Source organism: Nocardia blacklockiae, assembly GCF_015477355.1.
Taxonomy (GTDB): Bacteria; Actinomycetota; Actinomycetes; order Mycobacteriales; family Mycobacteriaceae; genus Nocardia; species Nocardia blacklockiae.
Genome location: NZ_JADLRJ010000001.1, coordinates 356,109 through 381,822 on the forward strand (window position 1 = coordinate 356,109; position 25,714 = coordinate 381,822).

Below are 25,714 nucleotides of genomic sequence, written 5' to 3' on the forward strand. Positions count from 1 at the left end.
GCGCCGGTCAGCGCGTCCGGTCCATCAGGGCCAGGGTGGCGTCGGCGGCGTCGAGCACGATGCCCGGATCCACGCCCGCCGTCTCCGCCAGCCGCGCGACCAGACCGACGTCCTTGCGGAGCAGGTCACCGGCGTGCTGGGCCAAGCGGTCCAGCGTGCCGCCCGCCGCGGTGATCCGGCCCAGCGCGAAGCTGTTCGCGGTGCCGTGCGTGATCACCTCGCCGAGCCGGTCGGGGCTGATGCCCAGCGCCTTCCCGAGCGTCAGCGTGCTCATCGCGGTCGACAGGTTCGCGGTGAAGAGCAGGTTGTTGAGCAGCTTGGTGGCCTGCCCCGCGCCGACGTCACCCAGGTGCACGATCGGGTTCGCGTAGGTCTCGAACACCGGGCGGGCGCGCTCGACGGCCTCGGTCGCACCGCCCGCCATCACCAGCAGGGTGCCGGCCGCCGCCGCCGGGCCGCCGCCGCTCACCGGCGCGTCGATGAGCGAGACCTGCTGCGCGGCAGCGGTTTCCGCGAGTGCCCGGCAGGTGTCCGGGTGGACGGTGGAGTGCACCGCGACGATCGACCCCGGCGCCAGCCCGGCCAGCACACCGCGCTCGCCGGTCAGCACCTCGCGCACGTCGTCGTCGCCGACCACGCACAGGCAGACCAGGTCGCTGCGGGCGGCCAGGTCGGCGGGGGAGTCGGCGGTGGCGGCCCGGGTGTCGGCGAAGGGCTCGAGCGAGGAAGCCCGGCGCGCCCACAGCGTGGTGGGGTGGCCGCTCTCGGCGATGCGGCGGGCCATCGGCCCGCCCTGGCTCCCCAGTCCGATGAATCCGACTCGCATCAGCGCACCTCGTCCTGCACAGCGGTCGTCGTTTCGGCAGGGGCCGGGCGGTAGAAGACGGCGAGCAGCCCGGCGGTGGCGGCCACGCCCAGGATCAGGGCGATACCGCCGCCCGCCCATCCGGTGATCTCGATGCCCGCCGCGTGATCCACCGACAGCCACCCGGGACCGAGCAGGCCCAGCGCCAGCGCGACGACCGCCAGCACGAGCACGTACTCGTAGCCCTCCTCGAACACAAAGAACCCGTTGCGCCGGTGCGCCAGCAGCCCGGCCACCAGCATCACCGACACGATCGCCGCCGCGGCGAACGGGGTGAGCAGCCCCAGCGCCAGCAGCACGCCCGCGGCCACCTCGGTGAGCACGCTCAGCCACGCCTGCAGGACGCCGTTGCGCAGTCCGAGCGAGGCGAACCACCCTGCCGTGCCCGCGATCTTCCCGCCGCCGAGCCAGTGATTGACGCCGTGCGCGATCATGGTGCCGCCCACGACCAGTCGCAGCAGCAGCAGCGCTACATCGCCGACCGCCATTACCCCACCTCCCTGGCGGCATTCGCGCCGCCGTCGAATTGTGTTGCGGGACCGGAGAACCCGCCGGTCGCCGCGGCCACCACGCACTCCTCCACGAACGAGAGCAGCTTCAGGTGGTAGGCCGCCGCCGTGTGGCCCAGGCTGATGTTGTGCCCGGTGTTCGGCTGGAGATTGAGTACCACCCGCGTCGCCGCGGAGAACAGCGCGGCGATGCCGGTCAGGTCCTCCGGGTCGTTGCGCCACACCGTTTCATGGTCGCCGACCGTCCAGCGCACCGGTATCCGCACCCGCGCCGCCAGCCGCGGCAGCTCCCGCTCGGGCCAGTCGGTGATCGCGGCGGCCTCGAGTCGCGGGCCGGGCACGCCGATGGCCGCGCCGCCCACCAGCTCCGGCGGATACAGCTCGGCGGGCCGCCACAGCAGCGCGCCCAGCCCGGCCGGGCGGGTGCCCGCCGGCCGCGGAGCCCACAGGATGCGTTGCGCGTCAGGGTGATGCGTGCGCCCGGTCCCGGCCAGTTCCAGTCCGAGGAGGTCGCGTCCGCGCGGATCCTCGGCGGCCATGCGCAGCGCGAGTTCGCAGCCGGCCGAATGCGCCAGCAGGAACACGCCCGCCCCGCGCGGCTTGCCCGCGAGATGCGCCTCGACGCCGCCGTACATCAGCTCGACGCGCCGCCGCGCCGGCGTCAGCCGATCCGCGAACGGTCCCGAACTCCCGTAGCCGGGCCGGTCCAGGGCCAGCACCGTGTAGCCGAGCCGGGCCGCGAGCCGCAGCAGCGACAGTTCCGGATGGCCGGGGCAGTCGAAATACGCCGCGGTGGTGGCCCCGCCGTGCAGCGCGACCAGCACCGCCCGCGGCGAGGGCACCTCGGCCAGCAGGCCCGACACCGGAATGCCGCCGACCTCGGCGACCACGGCCTCGGGTTCGGGCGCGCCCGCCGGAAGCAGTTCGGGTTGCGTCAGTGTCATTGCGCGCCAGTCGCTTTCACGGCGATCAGTCTTCCGTCCGCAGCAGCATCACGCCGCCGGGCGTGAGGCCGCCGCTCGACACCACCGCGACCCGCGCGCCGGGCACCTGCCGGGCGCCCGCCGCGCCGCGCAACTGCACGATCGCCTCGTGCACCAGGCCCATGCCGTGGGTGCGCCCGTGCGAGAGCTGGCCGCCGTGGGTGTTGACCGGGATGACGCCGTCGCGGGCGATGGCCTTGCCGCCGTCCAGGAAATCCTTCGCCTCGCCGATGCCGCAGAAGCCCAGCGCCTCGATCCAGGACAGGCAGTTGAAGGTGAACCCGTCGTAGAGTTCGGCGACGTCGACATCGCCGGGGCGCAGCGAGGTGCGCGTCCACAGGTGCGCGGCCGGGCCGAGCACCTGCGGTTCGTGGGTCAGCGTGCTCTGGTCCCACTCGAGACGCTCGACGATCTGGGTGCCCACCGCCTCCACCAGCACCGGCGGATTCGGCAGATCCCGCGCGGCGTCGCGCGCGGACACGATCACCGCGATCGCGCCGTCGCAGGGCACGTCGCAGTCGTACAGACCGAACGGCGTGGTGATGGGGCGGGCGGTGAGGTAGTCGTCCATGGTGAGCGGGTCGCGGTAGACCGCGGTCGGTTCCAACTCGGCGTTCGCGCGCTGGTTGAGCGCGATCCAGCCGAGCGTCTCGCGAGTGGTGCCGTAGCGGTGGAAGTGCCGCTGCGCGTTCTGCGCCAGGGTGTGCGCGGCCGAGGTGGCGCCGAAGGGCGTCATCCAGCTGGTGGTGCGCCCGCCCGACGGCGTGATCCGGCCGGTCTTCATCAGCTCGTTGAACGTCGCCTCCCACAGGGTGCGGAAGCACAGCACGTGCCGGGCCAGGCCCGCCGCCACCGCCGTCATCGCGGCGATCACCGAACCGCCCGGGCCGAAGGTCTCGATGCCGCCGTTGTGCCAGGTGGGCCGCAGGCCGAGCGCGGCCGCCAGCGCGGTGACGCCGCCCTCGCCGAAACCGCCCAGATTGCCGCCGCCGGGATAGGTTGCGAGACCGTCGATGTCGTCGAGGGTCAGGCCGGCGTCGGCGACGGCGCGCTCGCACGCCGCCACCGTCAACTCCAGCGGCGGCACCATCAGCCGCCGCCCCAGCCGCGACATGCCGATGCCGGTCAGCGCGACCTCGTCCTCGAACTTCGCCTGCCGGATCATCGGCCGCACGTACTCGCCGAACCGGGCCGGATCGATCTCGTCGACCGGCAGCGGCGCGGGCGCGCCCGGCTCGGCGGCGGGCCGGAACAGCGGCAGCCAGACGTCGTCGTCCTGCCGGAACACGACCTCGAGCCGCATGCCCAGCGCCAGCTCGTCGGGGTCGGCGTCGATGATGTTGGTGGTCAACCGAACTCGCGGATCCTCCACCAGCGCCACCTGCGCCACCACGTACGGCGGCGACAGGCCGGGCACCGCGAAGCGGTGGTTCACGGTGAAGCTCGACAGCACCGCCGCACCCGAGACCTCCCGCACGCCCAGGTCGTGCCCGCGGCAGTACCGGCACACCGGTTGCGGCGGGTGGATCAGCGCGGCGCAGGACCGGCACTCCTGGATCCGCAGCGTGCCGTCGGCCCCCGCGGTCCAGAAGAATTCGGTGTCGGGGGTGAGCAGCGGCAGTGGCCGCCCCGACGGCTCGGCCCGCGCTGCCGGGGTCTGGTCGGCCACGGCGTCTCCTCGTGCTGTCGCGGATTATTCGGTGATCGCGATGGCGCGTTCGGGGCAGGAGTGCACGGCCTCGCGCACCTGCTCGCGCTGATCGTCGGGGACCGTCTCGTCGACCGGCGACGAATGGCCGTCGATCTCACTGAGCTCGAACGCCTTCGGGGCGATCATCGCGCACAGCGTGTGCCCTTGGCAGCGTTCCTGATCGACATGGACCTTCACGATGTGGTTCCTCTCGGATGTGACGGCGGCTGCGCGCCGGGCTCAGGTGTTGCGCCCGCCGTTGACGCCGATGATCTGGCCGGTGATGTACCCCGCCTCCTCGGAGATGAGGAACGCGCAGGCGGCGGCGATGTCGGCGGGCGTGCCGACGCGGCGGACCGGGGTGCGCTGGATGTGGTCCTCGACCGAACCGCCCAGCCGGCGCGCCTCTTCGGAGCGCCGCAGCATCGGGGTGTCGATGAAGCCGGGCGGCACCGCGTTGACCGTGATGCCCGAGGGCCCGAGTTCGAGCGCCAGCGCCTTGGTGAGCCCGTTGACCGCCGACTTGGCCGACACGTAGTGCGACATGAACGGCTGGCCCGAATGCGTGCTCGACGACGAGATGTTGACGATGCGCCCCCAGCCCGCCGCCAGCATGTCCGGCAATACCGCCTGCACGCAATGGAATACGCCGTTGAGGTTGACGTCGACGACGCGCTGCCACTCGGCGAAGGAGATGTTCTGGAACCGCTTGAAGCCGTCCACGCCCGCCGCGTTCACCAGCACCGTGACCGGGCCCAGCTTGTCGCGCACGGCCGTCAGCGCCGCGGCGATCTCCTCGGGGTCGGTGACGTCGGCGCGGAAGGCGAGATCGTCGTCGGCGGGCGGGTTGAGATCCAGTGCGGCGACGTGGAATCCGTCGCTGCGCAGGCGTTGCGCGATGCCCAGGCCGATGCCGGAGGCGCCGCCGGTGACCACTGCCGTCTTCACGCTGTGCGCCTTTCTCCGGTGGTTCGGTCGGCCGTCGCGGGAGCGCGGGTAGTGTCGAGCACAAGAATCTCCCTTCCGAGTATGAGAACCGTACTCTCGTCTCGTTCGGGTCCGCAAGGGTCGCGGTGTCGGGTGGTTGCGGTCCCGTGACCACGCCCGTTCCTGGAATCGCCCGCGCGCTGGCGGATTGTGGCGAGTTGTTACGGCCCAGGCGTATGAATGTTACATTCTCTGATATTGAGAATGAAGTTTCCACAGATCGGCGAGGAGACGGGATGTCAACGCAGGAACAGGCGGTAGCGGTAGCGCGGCGGCTGCTGATCGACGGGCAGCTGGTCGAGACCGAACGGACGCTTGCCTCGCTCGATCCCGCGACGGGCGCGGTGTACGGCCACGCGCCGGAGGCGGGCGTGGCCGAGGTGGACGCGGCCGTCGCGGCGGCGCGGCGGGCCTTCGACAGCACCGACTGGCCGACGAACCCGCAGTTCCGGGCGCGCTGCCTGAACCAGCTGTACCAGGCCCTGCGCGACAACGTGGAGGAGCTGCGCGAGCTGACCATCCGGGAGGTCGGCGCGACGCGCATGCTCACCCACGGCAACCAGCTCGAGACGCCGTTCGAGATCGTGCGCTACTACGCCGGATTGCTGGGCGACTACTCCTTCACCGAGGATCTCGGCGAGGTGGAGATCCGCGGCCAGCGGCACCGGCGCTGGGTGGAGAAGGAGGCCGCCGGCGTGGTGGCCGCCATCGCCGCCTACAACTACCCCCACCAGCTCGCGCTGGCGAAGCTGGCGCCGTCGCTGGCGGCCGGGTGCACGGTGGTGCTCAAGGGCGCGCCGGACACGCCGCTCGCGACGCTGGCGCTGGGCGAGATCATCGCGCGCCACACCGACATTCCCGCGGGCGTGGTGAACGTGCTGTCGGGCTCCGATGTCGAGGTGGGCAAGCGGATGACCACCCACCCCGACGTCGACGTCGTCACCTTCACCGGGTCCACCCCGGTGGGCCGCCAGATCATGGCCGCCGCGAGCGCGACGCTGAAGAAGGTCTTCCTGGAGCTGGGCGGCAAGTCGGCGCTGGTGCTGCTCGACGACGCCGACTACGCCAAGGCCGCCCTGTTCGCGGCGTTCAGCGTGGCCAGTCACGCCGGGCAGGGCTGCGCGCTCACGACGCGCGTGCTGGTGCCCCGGGCGGACCACGACAAGGTCGCCGACCTCATCGCCGCCAACTTCGCGCACATCAGCTACGGCGACCCCGGCGACCCGAAAACCTATATGGGACCGCTGATCAGCGAGCGGCAGCGGGACAAGGTGCACGGCTTGGTGCGGCGTGCGGTGGAGGCGGGCGCGACCCTCGTCACCGGCGGCGAGAAGGTCGACCCGGGCTACTTCTACAAGCCCACGCTGCTGTCGAATGTCGACCCGGACAGCGAGATCGCGCAGGAGGAAGTGTTCGGCCCCGTGCTGGCGCTGATTCCCTACACCGACGACGACGATGCCGTGCGGATCGCGAACAACTCCATCTACGGGCTGTCCGGCGGGGTCTTCGGCGCGGACGCCGAGCGGGCGAAGGCGGTGGCCCGGCGCATCCGCACCGGCACCATGAGTGTCAACGGCGGCAACTACTTCCACCCCGACGCGCCGTTCGGCGGCTACAAGCAGTCGGGCATCGGCCGCGAGATGGGGCGGCTCGGGCTGGAGGAGTTCCTGGAGACCAAGACCCTCGCGGAGGTGGTGTCGTGAGCAAGCCGCTGGCGGGCATCCGGGTGCTCGAGGTCGCGATGTACGGGTTCGTCCCGTCCGCGGGCGCGGTGCTGTCGGACTGGGGCGCGGACGTGGTGAAGGTCGAGCACGCCGTCACCGGCGACCCGCAGCGCGGGCTGCGGCAGGTGGGCGCGTTCAAGGTCGAGGGCGACCCGAATCCCAATGTGGAGCACGCCAATCGGGGCAAGCGCAGCATCGGCGTCGACATGTCGGTCGCCGAGGGGCGCGAGGTGATCCTCGACCTGGCGCGGCGTGCCGACGTCTTCCTCACCAGCTTCCTGCCGCAGGCGCGCGCCAAGTTCGGCATCGACCTCGACGACATCCGCGCGGTGAATCCGAGCATCGTCTACGCCCGCGGCAGCGCGCTGGGGCCGCGCGGCGTCGAATCCGAGCGCGGCGGCTACGACATGACCGCCTTCTGGTGCCGCGGCGGCGTCGCGGCGACCGTCACGCCGCCCAGCGTGGAGGGCATGATCCAGCCGCCCGGACCGGCGTTCGGCGACACCATCTCCGGCACCAATCTCGCCGGGGGCATCGCGGCCGCGCTGCTGAAGCGGGAGCGGACCGGGGAGCCGTCGGTCGTCGACGTCTCGCTGCTGGGCAGCGGACTGTGGTCGATCGGCCACACCGTGGCGCTCTCGGCGTATCAGGACGAGCCGATGGTGGCGCCGGTGCCCGGCGCGCACGGCGCGCCCACCAATCCGCTGTCGGGCCTGTACGCCACCGCCGACGACCGCTACCTGTCGTTCGTGATGTTGCAGCCGGCCAAGTTCTGGGCCGACGTGTGCCGTCACATCGACCGCCCCGAACTGGCCGACGACCCGCGCTTCGCCGACGCCGCGAAGATCGCCGAGCACACCGCGGACGCCGTGGACATCCTGCGCGAGGTCATCAAGGGCCGCACGCTGGCCGAGTGGACCGAGCGCTTCGCCACCCTGGCCGGGCCGTGGGCGCCGGTGCAGGACTCGCGGCAGGTCGCCGCCGACGCGCAGATCCGCGCCAACGAATACCTGCTGCCCGCAGGCGAATTGGAGCTGGTGTCCAGCCCGGTGCAGTTCGACGTGAGCGCGCCGGAGCTGCGGCCCGGTCCCGCCTTCGCCGCGCAGACCGAGGAGGTCCTGCTCGAACTCGGGCTGGACTGGGACCGCATCATCGCGCTCAAGGCGGCCGGCGCGGTCGCCTAGGGCGCGCGGAGGAGGCACCGATGCCCTACATCGCGGCGATGGGAACGTATCTGCCCTGCTGGGGCAGCCGGGACGCGCGCGTGCCCGGCGACGACGAGGACGCCGTGACCCTGGCGGTCGAGGCCGGGCGCGCGGCGCTGGCCGGGGGCGTGCCGGTGGAGCGGGTGGTGCTGGTCAGCCGGGAGCTGCCGCTGGTGGAGAGCAGCAACGCCGCGGTGCTGCTGGCCGGGCTCGGGCTGGACCCGGAACTCGAGGTGATCGAGCGGCTGGGCGGCGCCCCGGCGACGCTCGACGCGCTGAGTTCGGCGCGGCCCCGCACGCTGGTCATCGGCGTCGACCTGGCGCCGGCGGGCGCGGCGGCGGCGTGGGTGTCCGAACGCGACGGGGTGCAGGTGCGCATCGCCTCCCGGGTGGCGCGCAGCCTGCCCGCCCGCACCCGCAACGCGGTCGGTGCCGTGCACGACTACGGGGATCCGCGGCTGCTGCACGAACGCGGGCTGGTGGCGTCGCTGTCGGCGGCCTGGCTCGACACACCGGTGGCCGTGGCGGGCGTCGACCACAAACAGGCTGCGGCGCAATGCCTCACGCCGCCGCGGCTGCCGACGCTGGGCGCCAGTTCCGGGCTGTTCGCGCTGGCGTGGATGGCCGAGTGGGGCCAGGCCGGGCTGCTGGTCGGGGTGGAGCAGGCGAACCTGTCGGGGGTCACGGTGGTCGCCGGGCCGGTCGGCGTGCGGCGCCGCGAGCCCGCCGCGCGGAGCCTGCCCGAGGGCGAGTACATCCCGGGCGGGGACCTGCCGATCTCGCTGGCCGCCTACGAGCGGGCGTTCGAGGCCAAGGTGCGGTGGGAGGCCGGACGCCACGGCGACAGCGGCGAACTGGACTTCCCGCCGCGCTACCGGCTCGGCGCCGATGGGACCCTCAGCACCGACTACACCCTGGTGCCGCTGCCGCGCACCGGCACCGTCTACGCCGAGACCACCGTGCGGATCCCGGTGCCCGGCTCGCGCAGCCCGTACTCCCTGGTCATGGTCGAACTCGACGACGTCGGCGTGCGGGCCCTGGCCAAGGTCACCGGCGCGGACCCCGGCACCGTCGGCATCGGCGACCGCGGCCGCATGGTGCTGCGCCGCGTGGCGGTGCGCTCCGGCGTACCGGATTACGGCTACGCGTTCGAACCGGCGGGGGAGTCGGGTTGAGCGCGAAGGTAACTGAGCGTGCCGATGCGCGGGGTGGCATGAGCAGGTCGGCCGCACGGCGTACCGGCCGGGGTGGCGGTATGAGGGGGAATGGTCTTCGGCGGGTCGGCGGGGGTGGCGGCGAGGCGCTGCGATCGGGGCGTGGAAAGCGCTGTGGCACAAGGGGTTCAGGATGCGGAAGGTAGCTGTTGTGGGGGCGGGGATGACGCCGTTCGCGGAGCATTTCGCGCTCGGGATCAAGGATCTGCTGCCGATGGCGTTCGCGGAGTGCGCGGCCACGGTCGACAAGGGGCTGCGGCCGGCGGAGCTGGAGGCCGCGTGGTTCGGGGCGATGGGCACCACGGACGGGCCGCCCTCGGGGGTGCTCGCCGACGCGCTGGGCCTGCCCGGGCTCGCGGTGACACACATCGAGAACTCCTGCGCCACCGGCAACGACGCGGTGCGCAACGCGCTGTTCGCGATCGCGTCCGGCGCGGTGGACGTGGCCTTGGTGATCGGCGCGGACAAACTGCGCGAGACCGCGCAGAAGGACCTGCTCGGCGAGTGGGGCATGCTGATGCGCGACCCGGCCTGGGACTATCAGCTCGGCCTGTTCGGCCCCGCCGGATTCGCGCTGCACGTCAACCGCTACCTCTACGAATCTCCGGCCACCCGCGAGCATCTGGCCATGGTGGCGGTGAAGAACCACCGGCACGGCGCCCGTAATCCGAAGGCGCGCTTGCGTTTCGAGATCACCCTGGAGCAGGCGCTGCGGGCCCCGATCGTGGCGGACCCGCTCGGCGTCTACGACTGCGTGCCGCAGAGCGACGGCGCGGCCGCCCTGGTCCTGGCCGCCGAGGACGTGGTGGACCGCTACACCGATCGCCCGGTGTGGATCCGCGGCGTCGGGCTCGGCCTGGATTCGGTGATGCACCAGCACAAGCGGGACATGACCACCTTCCCCGCCACGGTCCGCGCGGCCCGGGCGGCGTTCGCGATGGCGGGCCTGAGCCCGTCCGACGTCGACGTCGCCGAGGTGCACGACTTCTTCACCGGCATCGAGCTGATCAGCTACGAGGACCTCGGCTTCGCCGACCGCTTCGAGGCGCACAAGCTGCTGGAGGCCGGCGTCACGACCGTCGGCGGCAGCCTGCCGGTCAACCCGAGCGGCGGCCTGAAGTCCAAGGGCCACCCGCCCGGCGCGACGGGCGTGGCCCAGTGCGTCGAGCTGTTCGAGCAACTGCGCGGGACCGCCGGCAACCAGGTCGACGGCGCGCGAATCGGCTTGGCGCACAACCTCGGCGGGCCCACCGCGGTCTCGGCGGTGACGATCCTGGAAGGGCCGCGCTGACCGGAGAGGGCCGCGTCGCTCAGGCCGGCGCTTGCGTGCGGACCGCCGGGAATCGGTAGCCGACCAACTCCTCGGAGATCTCCCAGACGCGGCGGGCGTCGTCGGCGCCGCGCAGGCGTGCGTACAGCTCCTGCTCGGCGGGCGCGCCGGACAGGTGCCGGAAACCGTTGGGGCCGTAGAGGCGTCCGCCCTCGGCCGCGGGGGAGGTGGCGGCGTAGAGCGCGGGCAGCAGGGCCGTCTCCACCGTGCCGACCAGGATGCCGCGCGCGGACAGGGCGCGGATGAGCCGCACCAGCACGGTATCGTGGTCGCGGCCGACCTCGGGACGGGCGGCGAGCAGATTGGTGGGCGTCACCCCCGGATGGGAGAGATTGCTCGTGATGCCCCAGCCCCCGGCGCGGCTGCGCCGGTCGAGTTCGAGACCGAACAGGCCGAACGCGATCTTCGACTGGCTGTAGGCGCCGTTGCCGTTGTACCTGCGCTCCCACTGGAGATCGTCCCAGTTGATGGCGCGCTCGTCGGCGGCGATGCTGATCTGCGAGGTGACCCGCGCCCGGCCCGCGCGCAGCAGCGGGAGCAGCCGCGCCACCAGGGCGAAATGCCCGAGGTGGTTGGTGCCGAACTGCAACTCGAAGCCGTCTTTCGTGGTCTGCCGCGCGGGCGGCGTCATCACCCCGGCGTTGTTCACGAGGAAGTGGATCGGCCTGCCCTCCTCGGCGAGCCGGTCCGCCAGAGCCGCGACGGACGCCAGTGAGGACAGGTCCAGATCACGCAGCGAGACGCGGGCATCCGGGTGCAGCGCAAGGATTTTCGCGACGGCCGCCTCGCCCTTGGCCGGATTGCGGACGGGCATGACGACCTCCGCGCCCGCCCCCGCGAGCCGGGTCGCCAGGCCCAGGCCGACGCCGTCGCTCGCGCCGGTGACCACGGCGAGCTTGCCGGTGAGATCGGGCACCGCGATGTCCGGTGTGGTTCGTGCCATGGCGAGGGCTCCCATCCGATAGCCGTTCTGACACCTGTCAGATTAGGCGTATTCTGACAGGTGTCAAGCGGGCCGCGGGCGGGCCCGGAACGGAATATCGGGAGAATGCGGGGCATGGCGGTGCGGAAGTCGGTGCGAGGAGCGGGGCGGCCCGGGGCGGGCACGCGGCCGGTGCCGTCCGAGGCCGAGATCGTGCGGCGCGGCATCGAGGCCTTCGCCGAACTCGGCTACGACGGGACCTCGGTGCGGGAACTCGCGCGCCGGCTCGGCGTCAGCCACAACTTCATCACCGACCGCTACGGTTCCAAGGCCAACTTCTGGCGGACCGTGGTGGACGCGGCGCTCGCGGGCGACCAGCGCGAGCGCGCCCGACTGCTGGCGGCCGACTTGGACGACGCCGCGCGGGTGCGGGCCGTGATCACCCACTTCTATCGGGCCGCCGTCGAGACGCCGCTGCTCGGGCGTCTGCTCGCCGACGAATTCGCCCGCGAGTCCGAGCGCCTGGACTACCTGTACGACAACTACGTGGGCCCGACGCTGGACCCGATGATCCCGGCCCTCGACCGGCTCATGGCGGCGCGACGCATGCCCGCCGTGCCGCTGGACGTGCTGTTCTTCGCCGTGATCAGCCCCGTCGCCGCGCTGGTCCAACTGCCGCTCGCGCAGCGGCTCGGCCGGACCGCGCCGGTCACCCGGGAAAGCCAGGAGCGCACTGCGCGCGCCCTCGCCGAGTTGATCGTGACGGGGTTGCTGGGCCGGGAGAGCTGACCGCCGCGATCCGTGCGATCGAACGCCCTCGACAGCGAAAGGTTATGGCGGAGTGCGCGTTCCGGGTTTCGTGCGAGGGAGTGGCCGCGACCTGGTCGAGTGAGAGTCTTGCGTGTCGCAGTGGCGGCCGATAACGTGCCTCACCGACGATCGGCCTTGGTGTCCGAGTGGGCATCTCCGCTCTCACAAGAAGGAGCCTCCGTGCGAGCCTCGGTACGGATTGCGGCGGTATGCCTTGCGGCGGCACTGTTCTCGTTCGCGACGGTGGTGGCGCGCGCCGACGAGCCGGACGCCTGCCGCTCCTTCGCCGTGCCGGTGCCGCAGGGGCAGCTGGCCGCGACGCTGTGCCGGCCCGCGGGCGGACCGGCCGACACGGTCATGGTGCTGATGTCGGGGTCCAATTACAACGGGGCGTACTGGGATTTCGCGTATCAGCCGGAGACCTACAACTTCCGGCAGGCGATGAACCGCGCCGGTTACGCCACACTCGTCGTGGACCGGCTCGGCACCGGCGCCAGCACCCGGCCGCCCGCGCTCTCGCTGACGGCCTCGGCCACCGCCGACGCCCTGCACCGCATCGTGCAGGGTCTGCGGCAGGGCCTGGCCGGCGCCGAGCCGTTCCGGAAGGTCGTCACCGTCGGCCACTCGCTGACCTCGGGAACCTCGGTGATGGAGGCCAGCGCCCACCACGACGTCGACGGCGTGGTGCTGACCGGGTACTCGCACTCGCTGAACATCGGCGAGACCCTCGGCGTCATCTCCACCTACCACCGAGCCGTCGACGAACCCGAATTCGCCGGCCGCGGTTACGATTCCGAGTATCTCGTCTCGCGTCCCGGCACTCGCCTGCACGACTTCTACGCGCCGGACGATGTCGATCCCGAGGTCCTCGCGCTCGACGAGAAGACCAAGGAGGCCTTCTCCCTCACCGAGTATCCCGACGGGCTGCTGTCCACCCTCCCGGGCATGTCCGGTCTCATCGACGCCCCGGTCCTCATCGTCGACGGCGGCCTGGACCGGCTGTCGTGCGGCGTCGGCTACGCGGTGTGCGCGAGTTCGGAGACGCTGCGCGCCGCGGAGGCGCCGTACTTCGGCCCGGCCGCGCGCCTGGAGGCCTTTGTGCTCCCCGGCAGCGGGCACGCCGTCAACCTCGCGCGTAACACCGTCGACTACCAGCGGGCAGTCATCGACTGGGCGAAGACGACCGTCGGATAGTGACGGTCAGCGCAGCCGGTCCTTCATCACCTTGCCGGTGGCGTTGAGCGGGAGTTCGTCGAGGAAGCGCACCGAACGCGGAACCTTGAAGCCCGCCATGCGATTTCGGCACCAGGCGATGAGTTCGCGCTCGGTGAGGGTGCCGCGCTTGACCACGTAGGCGCGGCCGACCTGGCCCAGGCGCTCGTCCGGGACGCCCACGACCGCCGCCTGGACGACCGCGGGGTGTTCCAGGAGGAAGCCCTCGATCTCGGCGGGGTAGGCGTTGAAGCCGCCGACGATGAACATGTCCTTCTTGCGGCCGGTGATGATCAGGCGGCCCTCGGGGTCGAGCCGCCCCAGATCGCCGGTGTGCAGCCAGCCGTCGGCGTCGATCGCCGCGGCGGTGGCCTCCGGGTCGTCGAGGTAGCCCTGCATGACGCTGTACCCGCGGATGAGGATCTCGTCGTCGCCGGCGATGCGCACCTCGACGCCCTCGCAGGGCTGCCCGGCGGTGGTGGCGATCTGCTCGAAGGTGTCGCCGGGGCGCGACGCGGTGGCGGTGCCGGCCTCGGTGAGCCCGTAGCCGGTCATGATCGACCGGAACGGCAGTTCCTCGCGCACCCGCCGGATCAGCTCCACCGGGATGTCCGCCGCGCCGGTGACCGCCGCCCGCAGCGACGACAGGTCGTGCTCGCCCCGGGCCGCGAGCAGCGAGTGGTAGAGCGTGGGCGGCCCGGGCAGCATGGTGATCCGTTCCCGCGCAACGAGTTCCAGCACCCGATCCACGTCGAACACCGGGACCGGGAGCATGGTCGCGCCGCGGATCAGCGACGAGATCAGCCCCGCCTTGTAGCCGAAGGTGTGGAAGAACGGGTTGACGAGCAGATAGCGGTCGCCCGCCCGCAGGTCGGCCAGATCGCACCACTCGGCGTAGAGGCGAAGGGTCTGTGCGTGATTCATCATCACGCCCTTGGGCCGGCCGGTGGTGCCCGAGGTGTAGACGATGTCGGCGATGTCGGTGCCCGCCAGCTCCGCCTCGAAAGGCGTTCCGCTGCCGAGGAAATCGGATTTCAGGTCGATCACCGGCACCCCGGCGGTGTACTCGGCGCCCAGGAAACCCTGTTGCACCAGTACGAGTTTCGCGCCGCTGCGGCCGATGACGTCGGCGGCCTCCGCGGCCTTGAGCCGCGTATTCACCGGCACCAGTACCGCGCCCGCGGTGAGCGCGCCGAAGGCGGCGACGATCCACTCCGCCGAATTGGGCGCCCACACCGCGACCCGGTCGCCCGTGCCGATCCCGGTCGCGGCGAAGGCGCCCGCGGCCCGGCGCACCCGATCGGCGAGTTCGCGGAAACTCCAGCGGATCTCACCGTCGACGACCGCTTCGGCCGCGCCGAAGCGGTCGGCGGTGCTCAGGACCATCTCCGGGATGGTCTGCCAGCTCATACCTTCAGCAGCCGCGCCAGGTTGCCGCCCATGATCTTGGCCTGGTTCTCCAGCGGCATGTCCTTGATCTCGTGGATGTAGCGCGCCGGCTCGGCCAGGCCCTCCGGATGCGGCCAGTCGGAACCGAACAGCACGTGGTCGGCGCCCATGACCTGCGACAGCCGCTCCAGGTCCTCCTCCCAGAACGGGCTGACGTAGAGGCTCTGCTTGATGGCCTCGATCGGGTCGCGGAAGCCGAAGCCCTCCGGCGCCTTCTTGTACACGTCCGACAGCTGCTGCAACAGCGGCTCCAGCCACGCCGAGCCGTTCTCGATCACCGCGATCTTCAACTCCGGGAACCGATTCAGCGCGCCGTGGCACACCCAGGAGGCCACCGCGTCGGTGACCGGCCGCCACTGGTTGGTCATGGCGAAGGTGTTGGTCTGGAACGGCAGCATCTCCAGGTTGTTGCCGTCCCACTCCGCGTCGAAGCGCGAGTAGCCGCTGTCCGAGGAGTGCATGGTGACCAGCACGTCCAGCTCCACGACCCGCTTCCAGAACGGATCGAACTCCGGCAGCGCGAACGAGCGCAGGCCCTTGAAGCCGGGCACCGGCGCCGGGCGCACCAGAATGGCCTTGGCGCCGTGTTCGACCACGGCCCAGTTCAATTCGTCGATCGCGCGCTCGACGATCGGCAGCGTGATCACCGGGACGGTGAAGATGCGCCCGGAATGCACGAAGCTGCCGTCCTGGCCCCAGTCGTCGAGCATCCAGCGGTTCAGCGACTCGATCACCGCGTGGATCAGCTCGGGGTGGTGGCGCATGCGCTCCTCGACCAGGCTGGCCAGGGTCGGGAACATCAGGGCGCGCTGCAACTGGAGGTCGTCCATGACCTTCAGCCGGGCCTCCGGGTTGCGGAAGGCGTCGATCGCCTTCATCGACTTGCCGAAGATCTCCCGGCGGCTCTTGCCCTCCGGGTTGCCGTGCTTGAAGTACTCCTCCATGGCGCCGGGCCGGGCGACGACCTCGAAGGTGGGGTTGGGGATGTACTCGCTGATCTGGCCGAGCACCGCGATCTTGGTGCGGCCGTTGATCTCGACGTACTGGATCGCCCCCTCGTACTCCTTGGGCAGGTGCCGGGTGAGCGCTTCCTTGGTCTCGTAGAGATGGTTGTCCGCGTCGAAGAGCTGGTAGGGCAGCTCGACCTTCGTCATGGAATCCTCCTTGTCGTTCTATGAGAATGTTATTCTCTTCAATAGTGAGCCGCAATGCCTTCGCGGCGGGCCGCCGCCAGGTCCCGGCGGACCACGAACTTCTGGATCTTGCCGCTGGCCGTGCGCGGGAAATCGGCGACGACGTGCACGTGTTCGGGCCACTTCTGCTTGGCGGTCCCGGCCGCGGCGAAGTGCGCGCGCAACGCGTCGAGGGTGGGCGCGGCGTGCCCCGGGTGCAGGCGCAGCACCGCGGCCGTGCGCTCGCCCAGCCGGGCGTCGGGCACGGCCACCGCGATCGCCTCCGCCACGCCGGGCAGGGTCAGCAGCACCTCTTCGACCTCGAGCGCGCTGATGTTCTCGCCGCCGCGAATGATCATGTCGGACTTGCGGTCGGTGATGGTCAGGTAGCCGTCGGCGTCCAGGACGCCGATGTCGCCGGTGTGGTACCAGCCCTCGGCGTCGAAGGCGGCCGCGGTGAGTTCCGGATCGGTGTAGCCCAGGCACAGATCCGGTCCGCGACTGAGGATTTCGCCGTCCGGCGCGAGCCGCACCTCGACGCCCGGCAGCGCCGTGCCGTCGGTGAACAGCCGCTTGTCCGCCGGCGCGGTGTGGTGGGAGCCGGTGATCGAGGGATGCTCGGTGCTGCCGTAGGAGCGGTAGACGACGATGCCCAGCGCCGCCAGCCGGGTGGTCACCGCCGCGGGCACCGGCGCGCCGCCGAGCCCCGCGTAGCGCAGGTAGGGCAGGTGCGCGGGGGTGTAGTCGGGATGGTCGAGCAGGCTGGTCAGGTAGTAGGGCACGCCGCCGCCGACGGTGAGCCCGTCGGAGGTCATCAGGGCCAGCACCGCGGCCGGGTCCCAGACGTCGGTGAGATTGATCGGCACCCGGTCCAGCACGGGGATGAGCAGGGCGTTGATCATGCCGATGAAGTGGCCCACCGGGGCGGCGGTGAGCTGGTCGCCGCGATCGGCGGGATACATGCCGGCCAGCTGCCGCGTCTCGTAGGCGAGCGTGTGATGGCTGTGCAGCACGCCTTTCGGCGCGCGGGTGGTGCCGGAGGTGTAGGCGACGAGCGCCGGTGCGGCGGGGTCGACGGGCAGTGTGCCGGTCAGCGGTTCGGGATCGAGGAACTCCTCGAAGTCGCGGCCGACCACCGCGACGAGCGGGATGTGCTCGTGCAGGTCGGCGAGGTCGGGGCGGTCGGTGGTGACGAAGACCTCGGGGCGCGCCGCGTCCAGGATGTAGCCGAGTTCCTTGCGGCCGTAGAAGTGCACGATCGGCACCACCACGGTGCCCAGGAACGCCGACGCCCAGAAGACCGCCGCGGCCTCCATCCAATTGGGCAGCTGGAAGGCGATGGTGTCGCCGGGTTCGACGCCGCGACCGCGCAGGCCGGCCGCCAGCCGCCGCGCCATCCGCTCGACCTCGCCGAACGTGCCCGACCAGGGCCGGGTGGCGGAATGGATGCGGAAGGCGGTGTCCGGCGCGGCGGCCAGGCCCTCCGCCAGCAGGTCGCCGATCGTCTCGTCGGTCCACCAGCCCTCGGCCCGGTAGCGCCGGACCAGCTCGAGGGGGATCGTGCGCATCGTCGAACTCCCGTCGGACCTCGGGCGCAACTCCCGTTACGCTACTCTCCCAATTAGAGAACCACATTTCCCAAGGGGAGAACAAGACATGGTAGAGCTCGAGCTGGACGACGGTCTGGCGGTGGTGACCATCAATCGCCCGCACGCCCGCAACGCCATCGCCCCGGACACGATGGACCGGTTGGACGCGGCGATCGATGCCGCCGCCGGGGCCCGGGCCCTCGTGCTCACCGGGGCGGGCGACCGCGCCTTCGTGTCCGGTGGTGACCTCAAGGAGCTGGCCGCGCTGCGCACCGAGGCGCAGGCGGCGGAGATGGCCTGGCGGATGCGCGGCATCTGCGACCGGCTCGCGGCCTTTCCGGGGCCGGTGGTGGCCGCGCTGAACGGGCACGCGCTCGGCGGCGGCGCGGAGGTCGCGGTGGCCGCGGACATCCGCGTCGCCGCCGACGACATCAGGATCGGCTTCAATCAGGTGTCGCTGGCGATCATGCCCGCGTGGGGCGGGGCCGAGCGGCTGGCCGCCCTGGTCGGCCGCGGCCGGGCGTTGCTGCTCGCCGGCTCGGGGACGATTCTCGACGCCGCGGCCGCCGAGCGGGCGGGCCTGGTGGACCGGGTACTGCCGCGCGCGGAGTTCGACGCGGGGTGGCGCGCGCTGGCCCGGTCGCTGGCGAGCGGTCCCGCGGCGGAGATCAAGCGGGTGGTGGCGGGCGTACCACCGGCCGAGGCGGTCACGGCGTTCGCGCGGCTGTGGGCCGCCGAGGAGCACTGGACCGCCGCCGAACGAGTGATGAACCGCGCCAAATGATTTCGGCCGAGGAGTGCTGCGGAGGAACCATTGTACCGGCCCGCCCGCGTGCTGGTAGTTATGTTGCATAATAACGTTTCAGAGTGACGTAGATCACATAAGTGCACGAGCCGGGACCGCATCGCGAGAGTGGGTAACCGGGTTACCGTGTTCACCGGTAGATTCCCCCGTGGGGCGACGCGGCACTACGGTCACCGGCCCTGACCACCGTGCGTCCACCGGAGCGACCGTCGGCTCTTCCCGGCACACCGCCACCGCGACGCGGCTGTGCGCCGAGCCGGCCGACCGCCGGACGGCGGGGTGCCCGTAGTGTGGCCCGGCCGTTGGACCTGCCGCGATCGTCACATTCGAGAGGCGGGATGAGAACCATGGCTGCACGATCCGTCGATCCCATCGAACACGGTGTCCGGGAATTGAATTCGGCCGCGCGCTGGCGGGCCAACGCGCGGCGCCGCCCGCTGCGCCACAGACTGGCGGTCGTCGCACCGAGTGCCGAGCAGGTCATCCGCCACGTGGGGGGCTGGCTGTTCGACCGGACGTACGCGGGCTGGGAGGTGACGGTACTGGTCTCCGACTGCGCGAATGTGCGGCCGCTGGGCATTCTCGGCGCCGAGGTGCTCGATCTGGAACAGTCGCTGGCCGTGCCGCTGCACGACACCTGGCCCGACGCCGTCGCCGTGGCGGCGGAGACCTTCCGCGCCGACGGCCGGGTGCGGGCGGGTGTCCTGGAATGTCTCGAACGCGGCCTGGTCGAGGTCGCGGTCTGGGGTGGCGGGCTGCCCGGCGAACTCGACGACCGCGTCGCGCCCGTGCAGCACCGGGTGAGCGTGGCCGCGCGGGCCTTCAAGGCGTGCGCGCTCGCGGCCGCGGGCTTCCCCGCCGAACAGGTCGGCCCGACCGAGGCCTTCTCGACCGGCGAACTCGGGTCGGACTGCCGGCGCGCGGGCGACCTGGTGTCGGCACGGCCCGCCGCCGGCGTCTGAGCCTTTTCCGTCTCGGAGTAAACCGCCAGGGCCGCAGCGTCTTTCGTGATGCTGCGGCCCGCTCGGCGTGCGGCGAGGGTATCGATCCACGGTGGTGAATCTGCTGTTGCGTTAGTATGAGAATGGGATTCCCGTTCTGTGGTAATTGTGTTACCATCGCTAACGGTTGCCACGATGAACGCAGGAGTTCTCCGCATGATTGACTTCGATTCGGTGGACTACTTCACCGATCCCACGCTCGTCCCCGACCCGCATCCCTACTTCGACCACCTGCGCTCGAAGTGCCCGGTGACGCGGGAGCCCCACCACGGCGTGTACGCGGTCACCGGGTACGAGGAGTCGGTGGAGGTGCTCAAGGACGCCGACCTGTTCTCGTCGGTGATCTCGGTGGGCGGCCCGTTCCCGCCGCTGCCGTTCGAGATCGAGGGCGACGACATCGGCGCGCTGATCGAACAGCACCGCACGCAGATGCCGATGTTCGAGCACATGGTGACGATGGACCCGCCGGCGCACACCTACGCCCGCTCGCTGCTGGCCCGGCTGCTGACCCCGGCCCGGTTGAAGGAGAACGAGGAGTTCATGTGGCGGCTGGCCGATCGCCAGCTCGACGAATTCCTCGCGCAGGGCCGCTGCGAATTCCTCACCGAATACGCAAAGCCGTTCTCGCTGCTGGTCGTCGCCGACGTGCTCGGCGTCCCGGAGGAGGACCACCGGCAGTTCCGCACCGTGCTGGGCGCCGACCGGCCCGGCGCGCGCGTCGGCGCCCTCGACGACGAGGTGCTGGTGTCCAATCCGCTGGAATGGCTGGACGACAAGTTCGCCGCCTACATCAGCGACCGGCGGGAGCATCCGCGCGACGACGTGCTGACCTCGCTGGCGCTGGCGAAGTACCCCGACGGCTCCACGCCCGAGGTCATCGACGTGGTGCGTTCGGCGACATTCCTTTTCGCGGCCGGGCAGGAGACGACGGCCAAGCTGCTGAGCGCGGCGCTGCGGGTGCTGGGCGACCATCCCGAGGTGCAGCAGCGGCTGCGCGAGGACCGCAGCCTGATCCCGGCCTTCGTCGAGGAGACCCTGCGGATGGACTCCCCGGTGAAGAGCGGCTTCCGGCTGGCGAAGCGGCGGACGACGATCGGCGAGGTCGAGATCCCGGTCGGGTCGACGGTGATGGTCTGCCCCGGCGCCGCCAACCGCGACCCGCGCCGGTTCGAGCAGCCGCACGAATTCCGCTTGGACCGCAAGAACTTCCGCGAGCACATGGCGTTCGGCCGGGGCGCGCACACCTGCCCCGGCAGCCCGCTGGCCCGCGCGGAGGGACGGGTGTCGATCGAGCGGATCCTGGACCGGATGCTGGACATCCGCATCGACGAACAGCGGCACGGCCCGGCCGGCGCGCGCCGCTACGACTACGAACCCACCTACATCCTGCGCGGGTTGTCCGACCTGCACATCACCTTCACCCCCGAATCGAGGTAACCATGTCCGGACGGGTAGACGGCAAGGTCGCGTTCATCACCGGCGCGGCGCGCGGCCAGGGCCGCAGCCATGCCGTGCGGCTGGCCCAGGAGGGCGCCGACATCATCGCGGTCGACGTGTGCAAGCCGGTCAGCGGCACCGACCTGATCCCGGCGTCCACGCCCGACGATCTGGCCGAGACCGCCGACCTGGTGAAGGGCCTGGGCCGGCGCATCGTCACCGCCGAGGTCGACGTGCGCGACTACGACGCGCTGAAAGCGGTCGTGGACAGCGGCGTCGAGGAACTGGGCCGGCTCGACGTGGTGGTGGCCAATGCGGGCATCGGCAACGGCGGCGCGACGCTGGACCAGACCAGCGAGCAGGACTGGCAGACGATGATCGACATCAACCTCGGCGGCGTCTGGAAGGCCGCGAAGGCCGGTGTGCCGCACCTGATTTCGAACGGCGGCGGCTCGATCATCCTGACCAGCTCGGTGGGCGGGCTCAAGGCCTACCCGAACACCGGGCACTACGTGGCCGCCAAGCACGGCGTGGTCGGGCTGATGCGGGCCTTCGCGGTCGAGCTGGGCCAGCATTCCATCCGGGTCAACTCGGTGCACCCGACGAACGTGGACACGCCGATGTTCATGAACGAGGGCACGATGAAGCTGTTCCGGCCGGATCTGGAGAACCCGACCAAGGAGGACTTCGCCCCGGTCGCGCAGTTCATGCACGTGCTGCCGATCGGCTGGGTGGAGCCGGTCGACATCAGCAACGCGGTGCTGTTCCTCGCCTCCGACGAGTCGCGCTACGTCACCGGCGTCACGCTGCCGGTCGACGGGGGCAGCCTGCTCAAGTAGGGGCGCAGCGTTCGGGCCCACCGGAGAACCGGTGGGCCCGAACGGTTTTCACGCGTGGGTCAGTCGAAGGTGCAGCCGGGCAGCGGCTTGTCGGCGAAGCGGTCGAGCAGGTAGCCGATCGCGTTGTTCGACCCGTAACCGTCGATCAGTTCGGGGCCGAAGTGGTTGGGCAGCACCGCCCCCGGGGCGATCGGCGGCAAGGAATTGGTGCGGAAGGTGACCGTCGCGCCCGTCGCGCACCAGTCCTCGGCGAGCCGGCGGGCTTGGGCGTAGGGGATGGTGTCGTCATTGATTCCGTTGGTGACCAGCACCGGGCTCGCCGGGGTGAGCGTGCCGATCCGCTGCTCGCGCACGATGCGGTCGGCCTCGGGGACCTCGCGCAGGTGGTCCAGCAGCGGCCGGTGGTCGGCGGTGAAGTCGGTGGTGCGGGTGAAGGGCTGCTTGACGATGACATCGGCGATGCACTCGTTCGCCAGCCCGGTCAGCAGCGCCCGCCCGGCGGGGGAGACCCGGCTGTCCAGCGCGGCGCTCAGCTCGGGGTAGCGGGCCAGGAAACCGTTGACGGCGAAGCCGATCGCCGCGGAGATCAGGTTGCCGTCGATGCGCTGGATGACCTCCGCCAGATCCGCGGTGGGGCCGCCCGCCCAGGTCCCCTTCAGATTCAACTCCGGGGCGTAGCGCGGTTGCAGTTCCGCCGCGGCCGCGGTGGCCCCGCCGCCCTGCGAGTAGCCCCACAGCGCCAGCGGCGTCCCGGGCTCGTTGCCCGACAGGGCCGCGGCCGCCCGTGCGGCGTCGAGCACGGCGTGCGCCTGCTCGACCCGGTTGGCGTAGGTGTGCACGCCCGGGGTGCCCATGCCGATGTAGTCGGTGACGAACACGCGGGCGCCCAAGGCATTCCACGCGACGGCCGACAGCGCCTCCTGGTTCGCCGACATGCTCAGCTTCTCCGTGTCGGCGTAGAGCCCGGTGGAGATCGCCTTCGACACCGCGCACTGGTCGCCCTGGCCGACCGTGCCGGGCGCGATGACGACCGTGGGGCGCGGGCCCGCGCCGTGCCACGGCGCGGTCGCGTCGAGGAAGATGCCCGAGACCGGGACCGGGCTGCCGTCCTGGGTCTGCGAGGTGTAGAGCACGCGCTGCCCGGCCAGCGGCCACCGGCCGTCGGCGCCGGGCGGCGCGAGCAGCACGGGGACGGGTTCGGTGCGGATGATCGCACCGGGCTCGGCGGCGAATTGTGCCGGGGGAGTGTAGAAGTCGGCGGCCGCGGCCGGTCCGGCGGTGAGGCCGCTCACCGCGACGGCGGTGCACGTGGCCAGGGTCAGTGCGGCGGCGCGCGAGGCGCGGCGGCCTCGGCGGCGGGCAGGCCGACGGCGACGATGCTGTGGCTGCATGGTCTTCTTTCGCTGTACGAATCACGGAAGCGCCGGGCCGGAGCGCGGCGAAATGGACAGTAACATGGTTACCGTCCAATCCGGATTGTGAATCCTCACAGCGCTACCCGCTGTTGCCGGGTCCCGGGTCGTAGGGCGAGATGAACGACGGCCGCAGCACCAGCGTCGGCGCCTCGCCGGGTGCCGCGTGCCGGCTGCGGGCGGCGAGCGGTTCGTTGTTGGTGGTGAGGCGGTAGACGATGCGCTCGAGGGCCGGCAGGATCTCGGTGATCTCCAGCGAGCCCGCGGCGAACCGGCCGATCAGGGCGTAGGTCATATTCGTCAGCACCATGCCGATATCGGCCACGTAGTCGGGGTCGAGGTCCTCGAGCAGGGCGCTGGCGGCGGGCAGGATGGCGTCGAAACCCTGTGCGTCGAGCCGGTTTCCGCGCGGTCCCGAGCGGGCCTGGAAGTAGGCCTCGAGCATGCGCGGGTGGTGCTCCCAGGGCTCGAACACATAGCGGAGCAGGCGCACGATGCCGTCGCGCAGGGACTCGCCCGCGGGCGCCGGCGGCAGCGTGACGTAGGTGTTGGTGGCCAGCCACTGTTCGACGGCGGCCAGGATCAGGTCGTCGCGGGTCGGGTACAGCTTGTAGACCGTGGTCAGCGAGACCCGCGCCCGGCGGGCGACCTCGCGCAGCTGGACCGCGTCGTAGCCGTCGGATTCGAGCAGGTCGAGCACGGTGTCGACGATCTTCGCGGCCGCTTCCTGATTGCCCGTCCTGTCCACGCGACAACAGTAACGTAGTTATTCCGATAACCGGATTACCGGGTCCGCCGCAATCCTTGACAGTTTCGGGCCGGAGTGTCTAGATTGCGAATCCCGCCCTGGGAACAGCATTTTCGAGCGCAGCACCTGCCGGCGCGTTCCCGGGTCGCCGGCCGCGACCGCGCGTGCGCGCGGCGTGCCGGCGGCACTCCCGCGGGGCGTTTCCGTCTGTGTTCTGGAGGTCAGTCGTGTCCGCATTCACTCGCCGTTCGTTCCTCGCCGGATCCCTCGCGGCGGGAGCGGCGGCGGCGAGCCCCGGCTTCGCGCGCGCCGATCCCCGCCCGGCGAGAATCCGCGCGGTGCGCGAGGACCACCGGGTGATCGTGATCGGCTCCGGCTTCGGTGGCGGCGTCACCGCGCTGCGCCTGGCCGAGGCCGGTGTCCCGGTGCTGGTGCTCGAGCGCGGGAAGCGCTGGCCCACCGGGCCGAACGCGGAGACGTTCCCGCACGCGACGGCCCCGGACAAGCGCATCCTCTGGTACGGGTCCGCGCCGCAGCTGTTCGGCGTGCCGGTGGCGTTCGAGCCGTACGCCGGGCTGGTGGAGGCCGTGGCGGGGGAGAACATGACGGCGCTGTGCGCGGCCGGCGTCGGCGGCGGATCGCTGGTGTATCAAGGGATGTCGCTGCAACCGTCGCGGGAGGTGTTCGATACGCACTTCCCCGAGGAGCTGGACTGGGCGACGCTGGACCGGGTGCACTACCCGCGGGTGGCGCGGATGCTGCGACTGGCCGAGGCGCCCGACGAGCTGATCGCCCACCCGAACTACCGGGCCGCGCGGGTCTTCGCCGAGCACGTGCGGCGGGCCGGGCTGCCGCTGTCGAAGATCCCCATGCCCATCGACTGGAACTACGCGCTCGACGAACTGCGCGGCCGGATGAAGCCGTCCTACACCAACGGCGACGGCGCGATGGGCGTGAACAACGGCGGCAAGCACTCGGTCGACGTCACCTACCTCGCCGCCGCCGAGGCCACCGGCCGGGTGACGGTGGAGCCGCTGCACCGGGTCACCGACATCGAGCGCGCCAAGGACGGCCGGTGGACGGTGTACGTGGATCGGACCGACACCTCCGGTGCCCTGCTGGAGAACAAGATTCTCACCACCGACACGCTGGTGCTGTCGGCCGGCAGCCTGAACACCACCCGGCTCCTGGTGCGGGCCGGGGGCAAGGGGCAGATCCCCGACCTGCCCGACGAGCTCGGCGGCGGCTGGGGCACCAACGCCGACCGCATCTACGCCTGGACCTGCTTCGAGGACACTGTCGGTGCGGCGCAGGGCGGTCCGGTCGTCTACGGCAGTCTGAACTGGAGCGATCCCGCGACGGCCAGCACGGTGATCCAGGCATCGATCCCGCCGCTGCAGGTCGACGCGCACAGCACCATGCTCGTGGGCTACGGCGTCAGCGCCGCGCGGGGGCGGTTCCGCTACGACTCGGCCACCGACGAGGCCCGCCTGTACTGGCCTGCGGCGGGTGACGAGATCGCGCAGAACGGCACCATCGGGCCGACCGTGGAACGGATCGCCGGCTCAGCGAGCGTGCTCACCGACACCAACGCGATATTCCCCTCGACCTGGCATCCGCTGGGCGGGGCGAGCATGGGCTCGGTGTGCGATCTCGACGGCCGCGTGCTGGGGCAGCGCGGGCTCTACGTGCTCGACGGCGCGCTGATGCCGGGGAACTGCGCGGCGTGCAATCCGTCGATGACCATCGCGGCCCTCGCCGAACGGGCACTGGACAATCTGGTCGCGCGGGACGTCGGCACGGTCATCTGA

General features: G+C 71.3%; 23 protein-coding genes. 11 read left to right on the forward strand and 12 right to left on the reverse strand.

Annotation, left to right across the window (positions count from 1 at the left end):
* Positions 1–7 precede the first annotated feature (7 nt).
* From IU476_RS01605 to IU476_RS01630, 6 genes are read right to left on the reverse strand one after another with little or no spacing between them, the layout of a single operon-like run.
* The gene (locus IU476_RS01605) at positions 8–826 is read right to left on the reverse strand and encodes an NAD(P)-dependent oxidoreductase (protein WP_195095814.1); all 819 of its coding nucleotides are present in this window, start codon (positions 824–826) and stop codon (positions 8–10) included.
* Positions 826–1,353: a DoxX family protein gene (locus tag IU476_RS01610; protein ID WP_195095816.1), complete on the reverse strand. Its 528-nt coding sequence runs from the start codon at positions 1,351–1,353 to the stop codon at positions 826–828. The genes IU476_RS01605 and IU476_RS01610 overlap by 1 nt, the downstream gene beginning before the upstream one ends.
* Positions 1,353–2,318 (reverse strand): alpha/beta hydrolase, encoded by a 966-nt coding sequence (locus IU476_RS01615; RefSeq protein ID WP_195095818.1) that lies wholly within the window; start codon positions 2,316–2,318, stop codon positions 1,353–1,355. The genes IU476_RS01610 and IU476_RS01615 overlap by 1 nt, the downstream gene beginning before the upstream one ends.
* Before the next feature lie 25 nt (positions 2,319–2,343).
* Entirely contained in the window at positions 2,344–4,026 is a 1,683-nt protein-coding gene (locus IU476_RS01620; protein WP_195095824.1) for a thiolase C-terminal domain-containing protein, read from the reverse strand.
* Positions 4,027–4,050: 24 nt separating this feature from the next.
* On the reverse strand, positions 4,051–4,245 hold the full coding sequence (locus IU476_RS01625; RefSeq protein WP_195095825.1) for a ferredoxin: 195 nt from the start codon (positions 4,243–4,245) through the stop codon (positions 4,051–4,053).
* Positions 4,246–4,287: 42 nt separating this feature from the next.
* Positions 4,288–4,995, reverse strand: a complete 708-nt coding sequence (locus IU476_RS01630; RefSeq protein WP_195095826.1) for an SDR family NAD(P)-dependent oxidoreductase — start codon at positions 4,993–4,995, stop codon at positions 4,288–4,290.
* 275 nt (positions 4,996–5,270) lie between these two features.
* Here IU476_RS01630 and IU476_RS01635 point away from each other — a divergent pair, with 275 nt between their 5' ends.
* The 4 genes from IU476_RS01635 (at position 5,271) to IU476_RS01650 (ending at position 10,468) form a co-directional block, all read left to right on the forward strand.
* Positions 5,271–6,737 (forward strand): aldehyde dehydrogenase family protein, encoded by a 1,467-nt coding sequence (locus tag IU476_RS01635; protein WP_195095827.1) that lies wholly within the window; start codon positions 5,271–5,273, stop codon positions 6,735–6,737.
* Positions 6,734–7,942 (forward strand): CaiB/BaiF CoA transferase family protein, encoded by a 1,209-nt coding sequence (locus IU476_RS01640; RefSeq protein ID WP_195095828.1) that lies wholly within the window; start codon positions 6,734–6,736, stop codon positions 7,940–7,942. Before IU476_RS01635 ends, IU476_RS01640 begins: the two co-directional genes overlap by 4 nt.
* Positions 7,943–7,962: 20 nt before the next feature.
* Positions 7,963–9,138 (forward strand): Zn-ribbon domain-containing OB-fold protein, encoded by a 1,176-nt coding sequence (locus IU476_RS01645; RefSeq protein ID WP_195095831.1) that lies wholly within the window; start codon positions 7,963–7,965, stop codon positions 9,136–9,138.
* 172 nt (positions 9,139–9,310) lie between these two features.
* The gene (locus IU476_RS01650) at positions 9,311–10,468 is read left to right on the forward strand and encodes a thiolase C-terminal domain-containing protein (RefSeq protein ID WP_195095832.1); all 1,158 of its coding nucleotides are present in this window, start codon (positions 9,311–9,313) and stop codon (positions 10,466–10,468) included.
* Between the two features lie 19 nt (positions 10,469–10,487).
* Here the strand turns inward: IU476_RS01650 and IU476_RS01655 are convergent, their stop codons facing one another.
* Positions 10,488–11,450, reverse strand: coding sequence for an SDR family oxidoreductase (locus IU476_RS01655; protein WP_195095834.1), 963 nt, complete (start codon positions 11,448–11,450; stop codon positions 10,488–10,490).
* A gap of 114 nt (positions 11,451–11,564) precedes the next feature.
* Between IU476_RS01655 and IU476_RS01660 the strand changes: the two genes are divergently transcribed.
* Both IU476_RS01660 and IU476_RS01665 read left to right on the forward strand, forming a co-directional pair.
* Entirely contained in the window at positions 11,565–12,218 is a 654-nt protein-coding gene (locus tag IU476_RS01660; protein WP_195095836.1) for a TetR/AcrR family transcriptional regulator, read from the forward strand.
* Between the two features lie 201 nt (positions 12,219–12,419).
* On the forward strand, positions 12,420–13,433 hold the full coding sequence (locus IU476_RS01665) for an alpha/beta hydrolase (RefSeq protein WP_324193818.1): 1,014 nt from the start codon (positions 12,420–12,422) through the stop codon (positions 13,431–13,433).
* A 6-nt stretch (positions 13,434–13,439) separates the two neighbouring features.
* On the opposite strand, the gene IU476_RS01670 is transcribed toward IU476_RS01665, so the two are convergent.
* The 3 genes from IU476_RS01670 to IU476_RS01680 are packed head-to-tail and all read right to left on the reverse strand — an operon-like array spanning position 13,440 to position 17,640.
* Positions 13,440–14,861 carry a FadD3 family acyl-CoA ligase gene (locus IU476_RS01670; protein ID WP_195095837.1) on the reverse strand — a complete coding sequence of 474 codons (1,422 nt, stop codon included), beginning with the start codon at positions 14,859–14,861 and terminating at the stop codon, positions 13,440–13,442.
* The gene (locus IU476_RS01675) at positions 14,858–16,054 is read right to left on the reverse strand and encodes an amidohydrolase family protein (protein ID WP_195095838.1); all 1,197 of its coding nucleotides are present in this window, start codon (positions 16,052–16,054) and stop codon (positions 14,858–14,860) included. Before IU476_RS01675 ends, IU476_RS01670 begins: the two co-directional genes overlap by 4 nt.
* Before the next feature lie 38 nt (positions 16,055–16,092).
* Positions 16,093–17,640: an AMP-binding protein gene (locus IU476_RS01680; RefSeq protein WP_195095839.1), complete on the reverse strand. Its 1,548-nt coding sequence runs from the start codon at positions 17,638–17,640 to the stop codon at positions 16,093–16,095.
* A gap of 88 nt (positions 17,641–17,728) precedes the next feature.
* Between IU476_RS01680 and IU476_RS01685 the strand changes: the two genes are divergently transcribed.
* The 4 genes from IU476_RS01685 to IU476_RS01700 all read left to right on the forward strand — a co-directional run bounded on the left by IU476_RS01685 (position 17,729) and on the right by IU476_RS01700 (position 21,743).
* Entirely contained in the window at positions 17,729–18,445 is a 717-nt protein-coding gene (locus tag IU476_RS01685) for an enoyl-CoA hydratase/isomerase family protein (RefSeq protein ID WP_195095840.1), read from the forward strand.
* Positions 18,446–18,903: 458 nt separating this feature from the next.
* The gene (locus IU476_RS01690) at positions 18,904–19,428 is read left to right on the forward strand and encodes a hypothetical protein (RefSeq protein WP_195097328.1); all 525 of its coding nucleotides are present in this window, start codon (positions 18,904–18,906) and stop codon (positions 19,426–19,428) included.
* Between the two features lie 195 nt (positions 19,429–19,623).
* Positions 19,624–20,904 carry a cytochrome P450 gene (locus tag IU476_RS01695; protein ID WP_195095841.1) on the forward strand — a complete coding sequence of 427 codons (1,281 nt, stop codon included), beginning with the start codon at positions 19,624–19,626 and terminating at the stop codon, positions 20,902–20,904.
* A 2-nt stretch (positions 20,905–20,906) separates the two neighbouring features.
* The gene (locus tag IU476_RS01700) at positions 20,907–21,743 is read left to right on the forward strand and encodes a mycofactocin-coupled SDR family oxidoreductase (RefSeq protein ID WP_195095842.1); all 837 of its coding nucleotides are present in this window, start codon (positions 20,907–20,909) and stop codon (positions 21,741–21,743) included.
* Positions 21,744–21,802: 59 nt separating this feature from the next.
* On the opposite strand, the gene IU476_RS01705 is transcribed toward IU476_RS01700, so the two are convergent.
* Positions 21,803–23,134, reverse strand: a complete 1,332-nt coding sequence (locus IU476_RS01705; RefSeq protein WP_195095843.1) for a lipase family protein — start codon at positions 23,132–23,134, stop codon at positions 21,803–21,805.
* A 103-nt stretch (positions 23,135–23,237) separates the two neighbouring features.
* Positions 23,238–23,903, reverse strand: coding sequence for a TetR/AcrR family transcriptional regulator (locus IU476_RS36955; protein ID WP_324193819.1), 666 nt, complete (start codon positions 23,901–23,903; stop codon positions 23,238–23,240).
* Between the two features lie 227 nt (positions 23,904–24,130).
* Here IU476_RS36955 and IU476_RS01715 point away from each other — a divergent pair, with 227 nt between their 5' ends.
* The gene (locus tag IU476_RS01715; protein ID WP_195095844.1) at positions 24,131–25,714 is read left to right on the forward strand and encodes a GMC oxidoreductase; all 1,584 of its coding nucleotides are present in this window, start codon (positions 24,131–24,133) and stop codon (positions 25,712–25,714) included.

What these genes read in the sequence shown, in the direction of transcription:
- IU476_RS01610 (WP_195095816.1), bottom strand. Translation starts at nt 1,353, where the DNA reads ATGGCGGTCGGCGATGTAGCGCTGCTGCTGCTGCGACTGGTCGTGGGC.
- IU476_RS01655 (WP_195095834.1), bottom strand. Translation starts at nt 11,450, where the DNA reads ATGGCACGAACCACACCGGACATCGCGGTGCCCGATCTCACCGGCAAG.
- IU476_RS01660 (WP_195095836.1), top strand. Translation starts at nt 11,565, where the DNA reads ATGGCGGTGCGGAAGTCGGTGCGAGGAGCGGGGCGGCCCGGGGCGGGC.
- IU476_RS01635 (WP_195095827.1), top strand. Translation starts at nt 5,271, where the DNA reads ATGTCAACGCAGGAACAGGCGGTAGCGGTAGCGCGGCGGCTGCTGATC.
- IU476_RS01675 (WP_195095838.1), bottom strand. Translation starts at nt 16,054, where the DNA reads ATGACGAAGGTCGAGCTGCCCTACCAGCTCTTCGACGCGGACAACCAT.
- IU476_RS01650 (WP_195095832.1), top strand. Translation starts at nt 9,311, where the DNA reads ATGCGGAAGGTAGCTGTTGTGGGGGCGGGGATGACGCCGTTCGCGGAG.
- IU476_RS01645 (WP_195095831.1), top strand. Translation starts at nt 7,963, where the DNA reads ATGCCCTACATCGCGGCGATGGGAACGTATCTGCCCTGCTGGGGCAGC.
- IU476_RS01605 (WP_195095814.1), bottom strand. Translation starts at nt 826, where the DNA reads ATGCGAGTCGGATTCATCGGACTGGGGAGCCAGGGCGGGCCGATGGCC.
- IU476_RS01680 (WP_195095839.1), bottom strand. Translation starts at nt 17,640, where the DNA reads ATGCGCACGATCCCCCTCGAGCTGGTCCGGCGCTACCGGGCCGAGGGC.
- IU476_RS01705 (WP_195095843.1), bottom strand. Translation starts at nt 23,134, where the DNA reads ATGCAGCCACAGCATCGTCGCCGTCGGCCTGCCCGCCGCCGAGGCCGC.
- IU476_RS01685 (WP_195095840.1), top strand. Translation starts at nt 17,729, where the DNA reads ATGGTAGAGCTCGAGCTGGACGACGGTCTGGCGGTGGTGACCATCAAT.
- IU476_RS01700 (WP_195095842.1), top strand. Translation starts at nt 20,907, where the DNA reads ATGTCCGGACGGGTAGACGGCAAGGTCGCGTTCATCACCGGCGCGGCG.
- IU476_RS01670 (WP_195095837.1), bottom strand. Translation starts at nt 14,861, where the DNA reads ATGAGCTGGCAGACCATCCCGGAGATGGTCCTGAGCACCGCCGACCGC.
- IU476_RS01615 (WP_195095818.1), bottom strand. Translation starts at nt 2,318, where the DNA reads ATGACACTGACGCAACCCGAACTGCTTCCGGCGGGCGCGCCCGAACCC.
- IU476_RS01695 (WP_195095841.1), top strand. Translation starts at nt 19,624, where the DNA reads ATGATTGACTTCGATTCGGTGGACTACTTCACCGATCCCACGCTCGTC.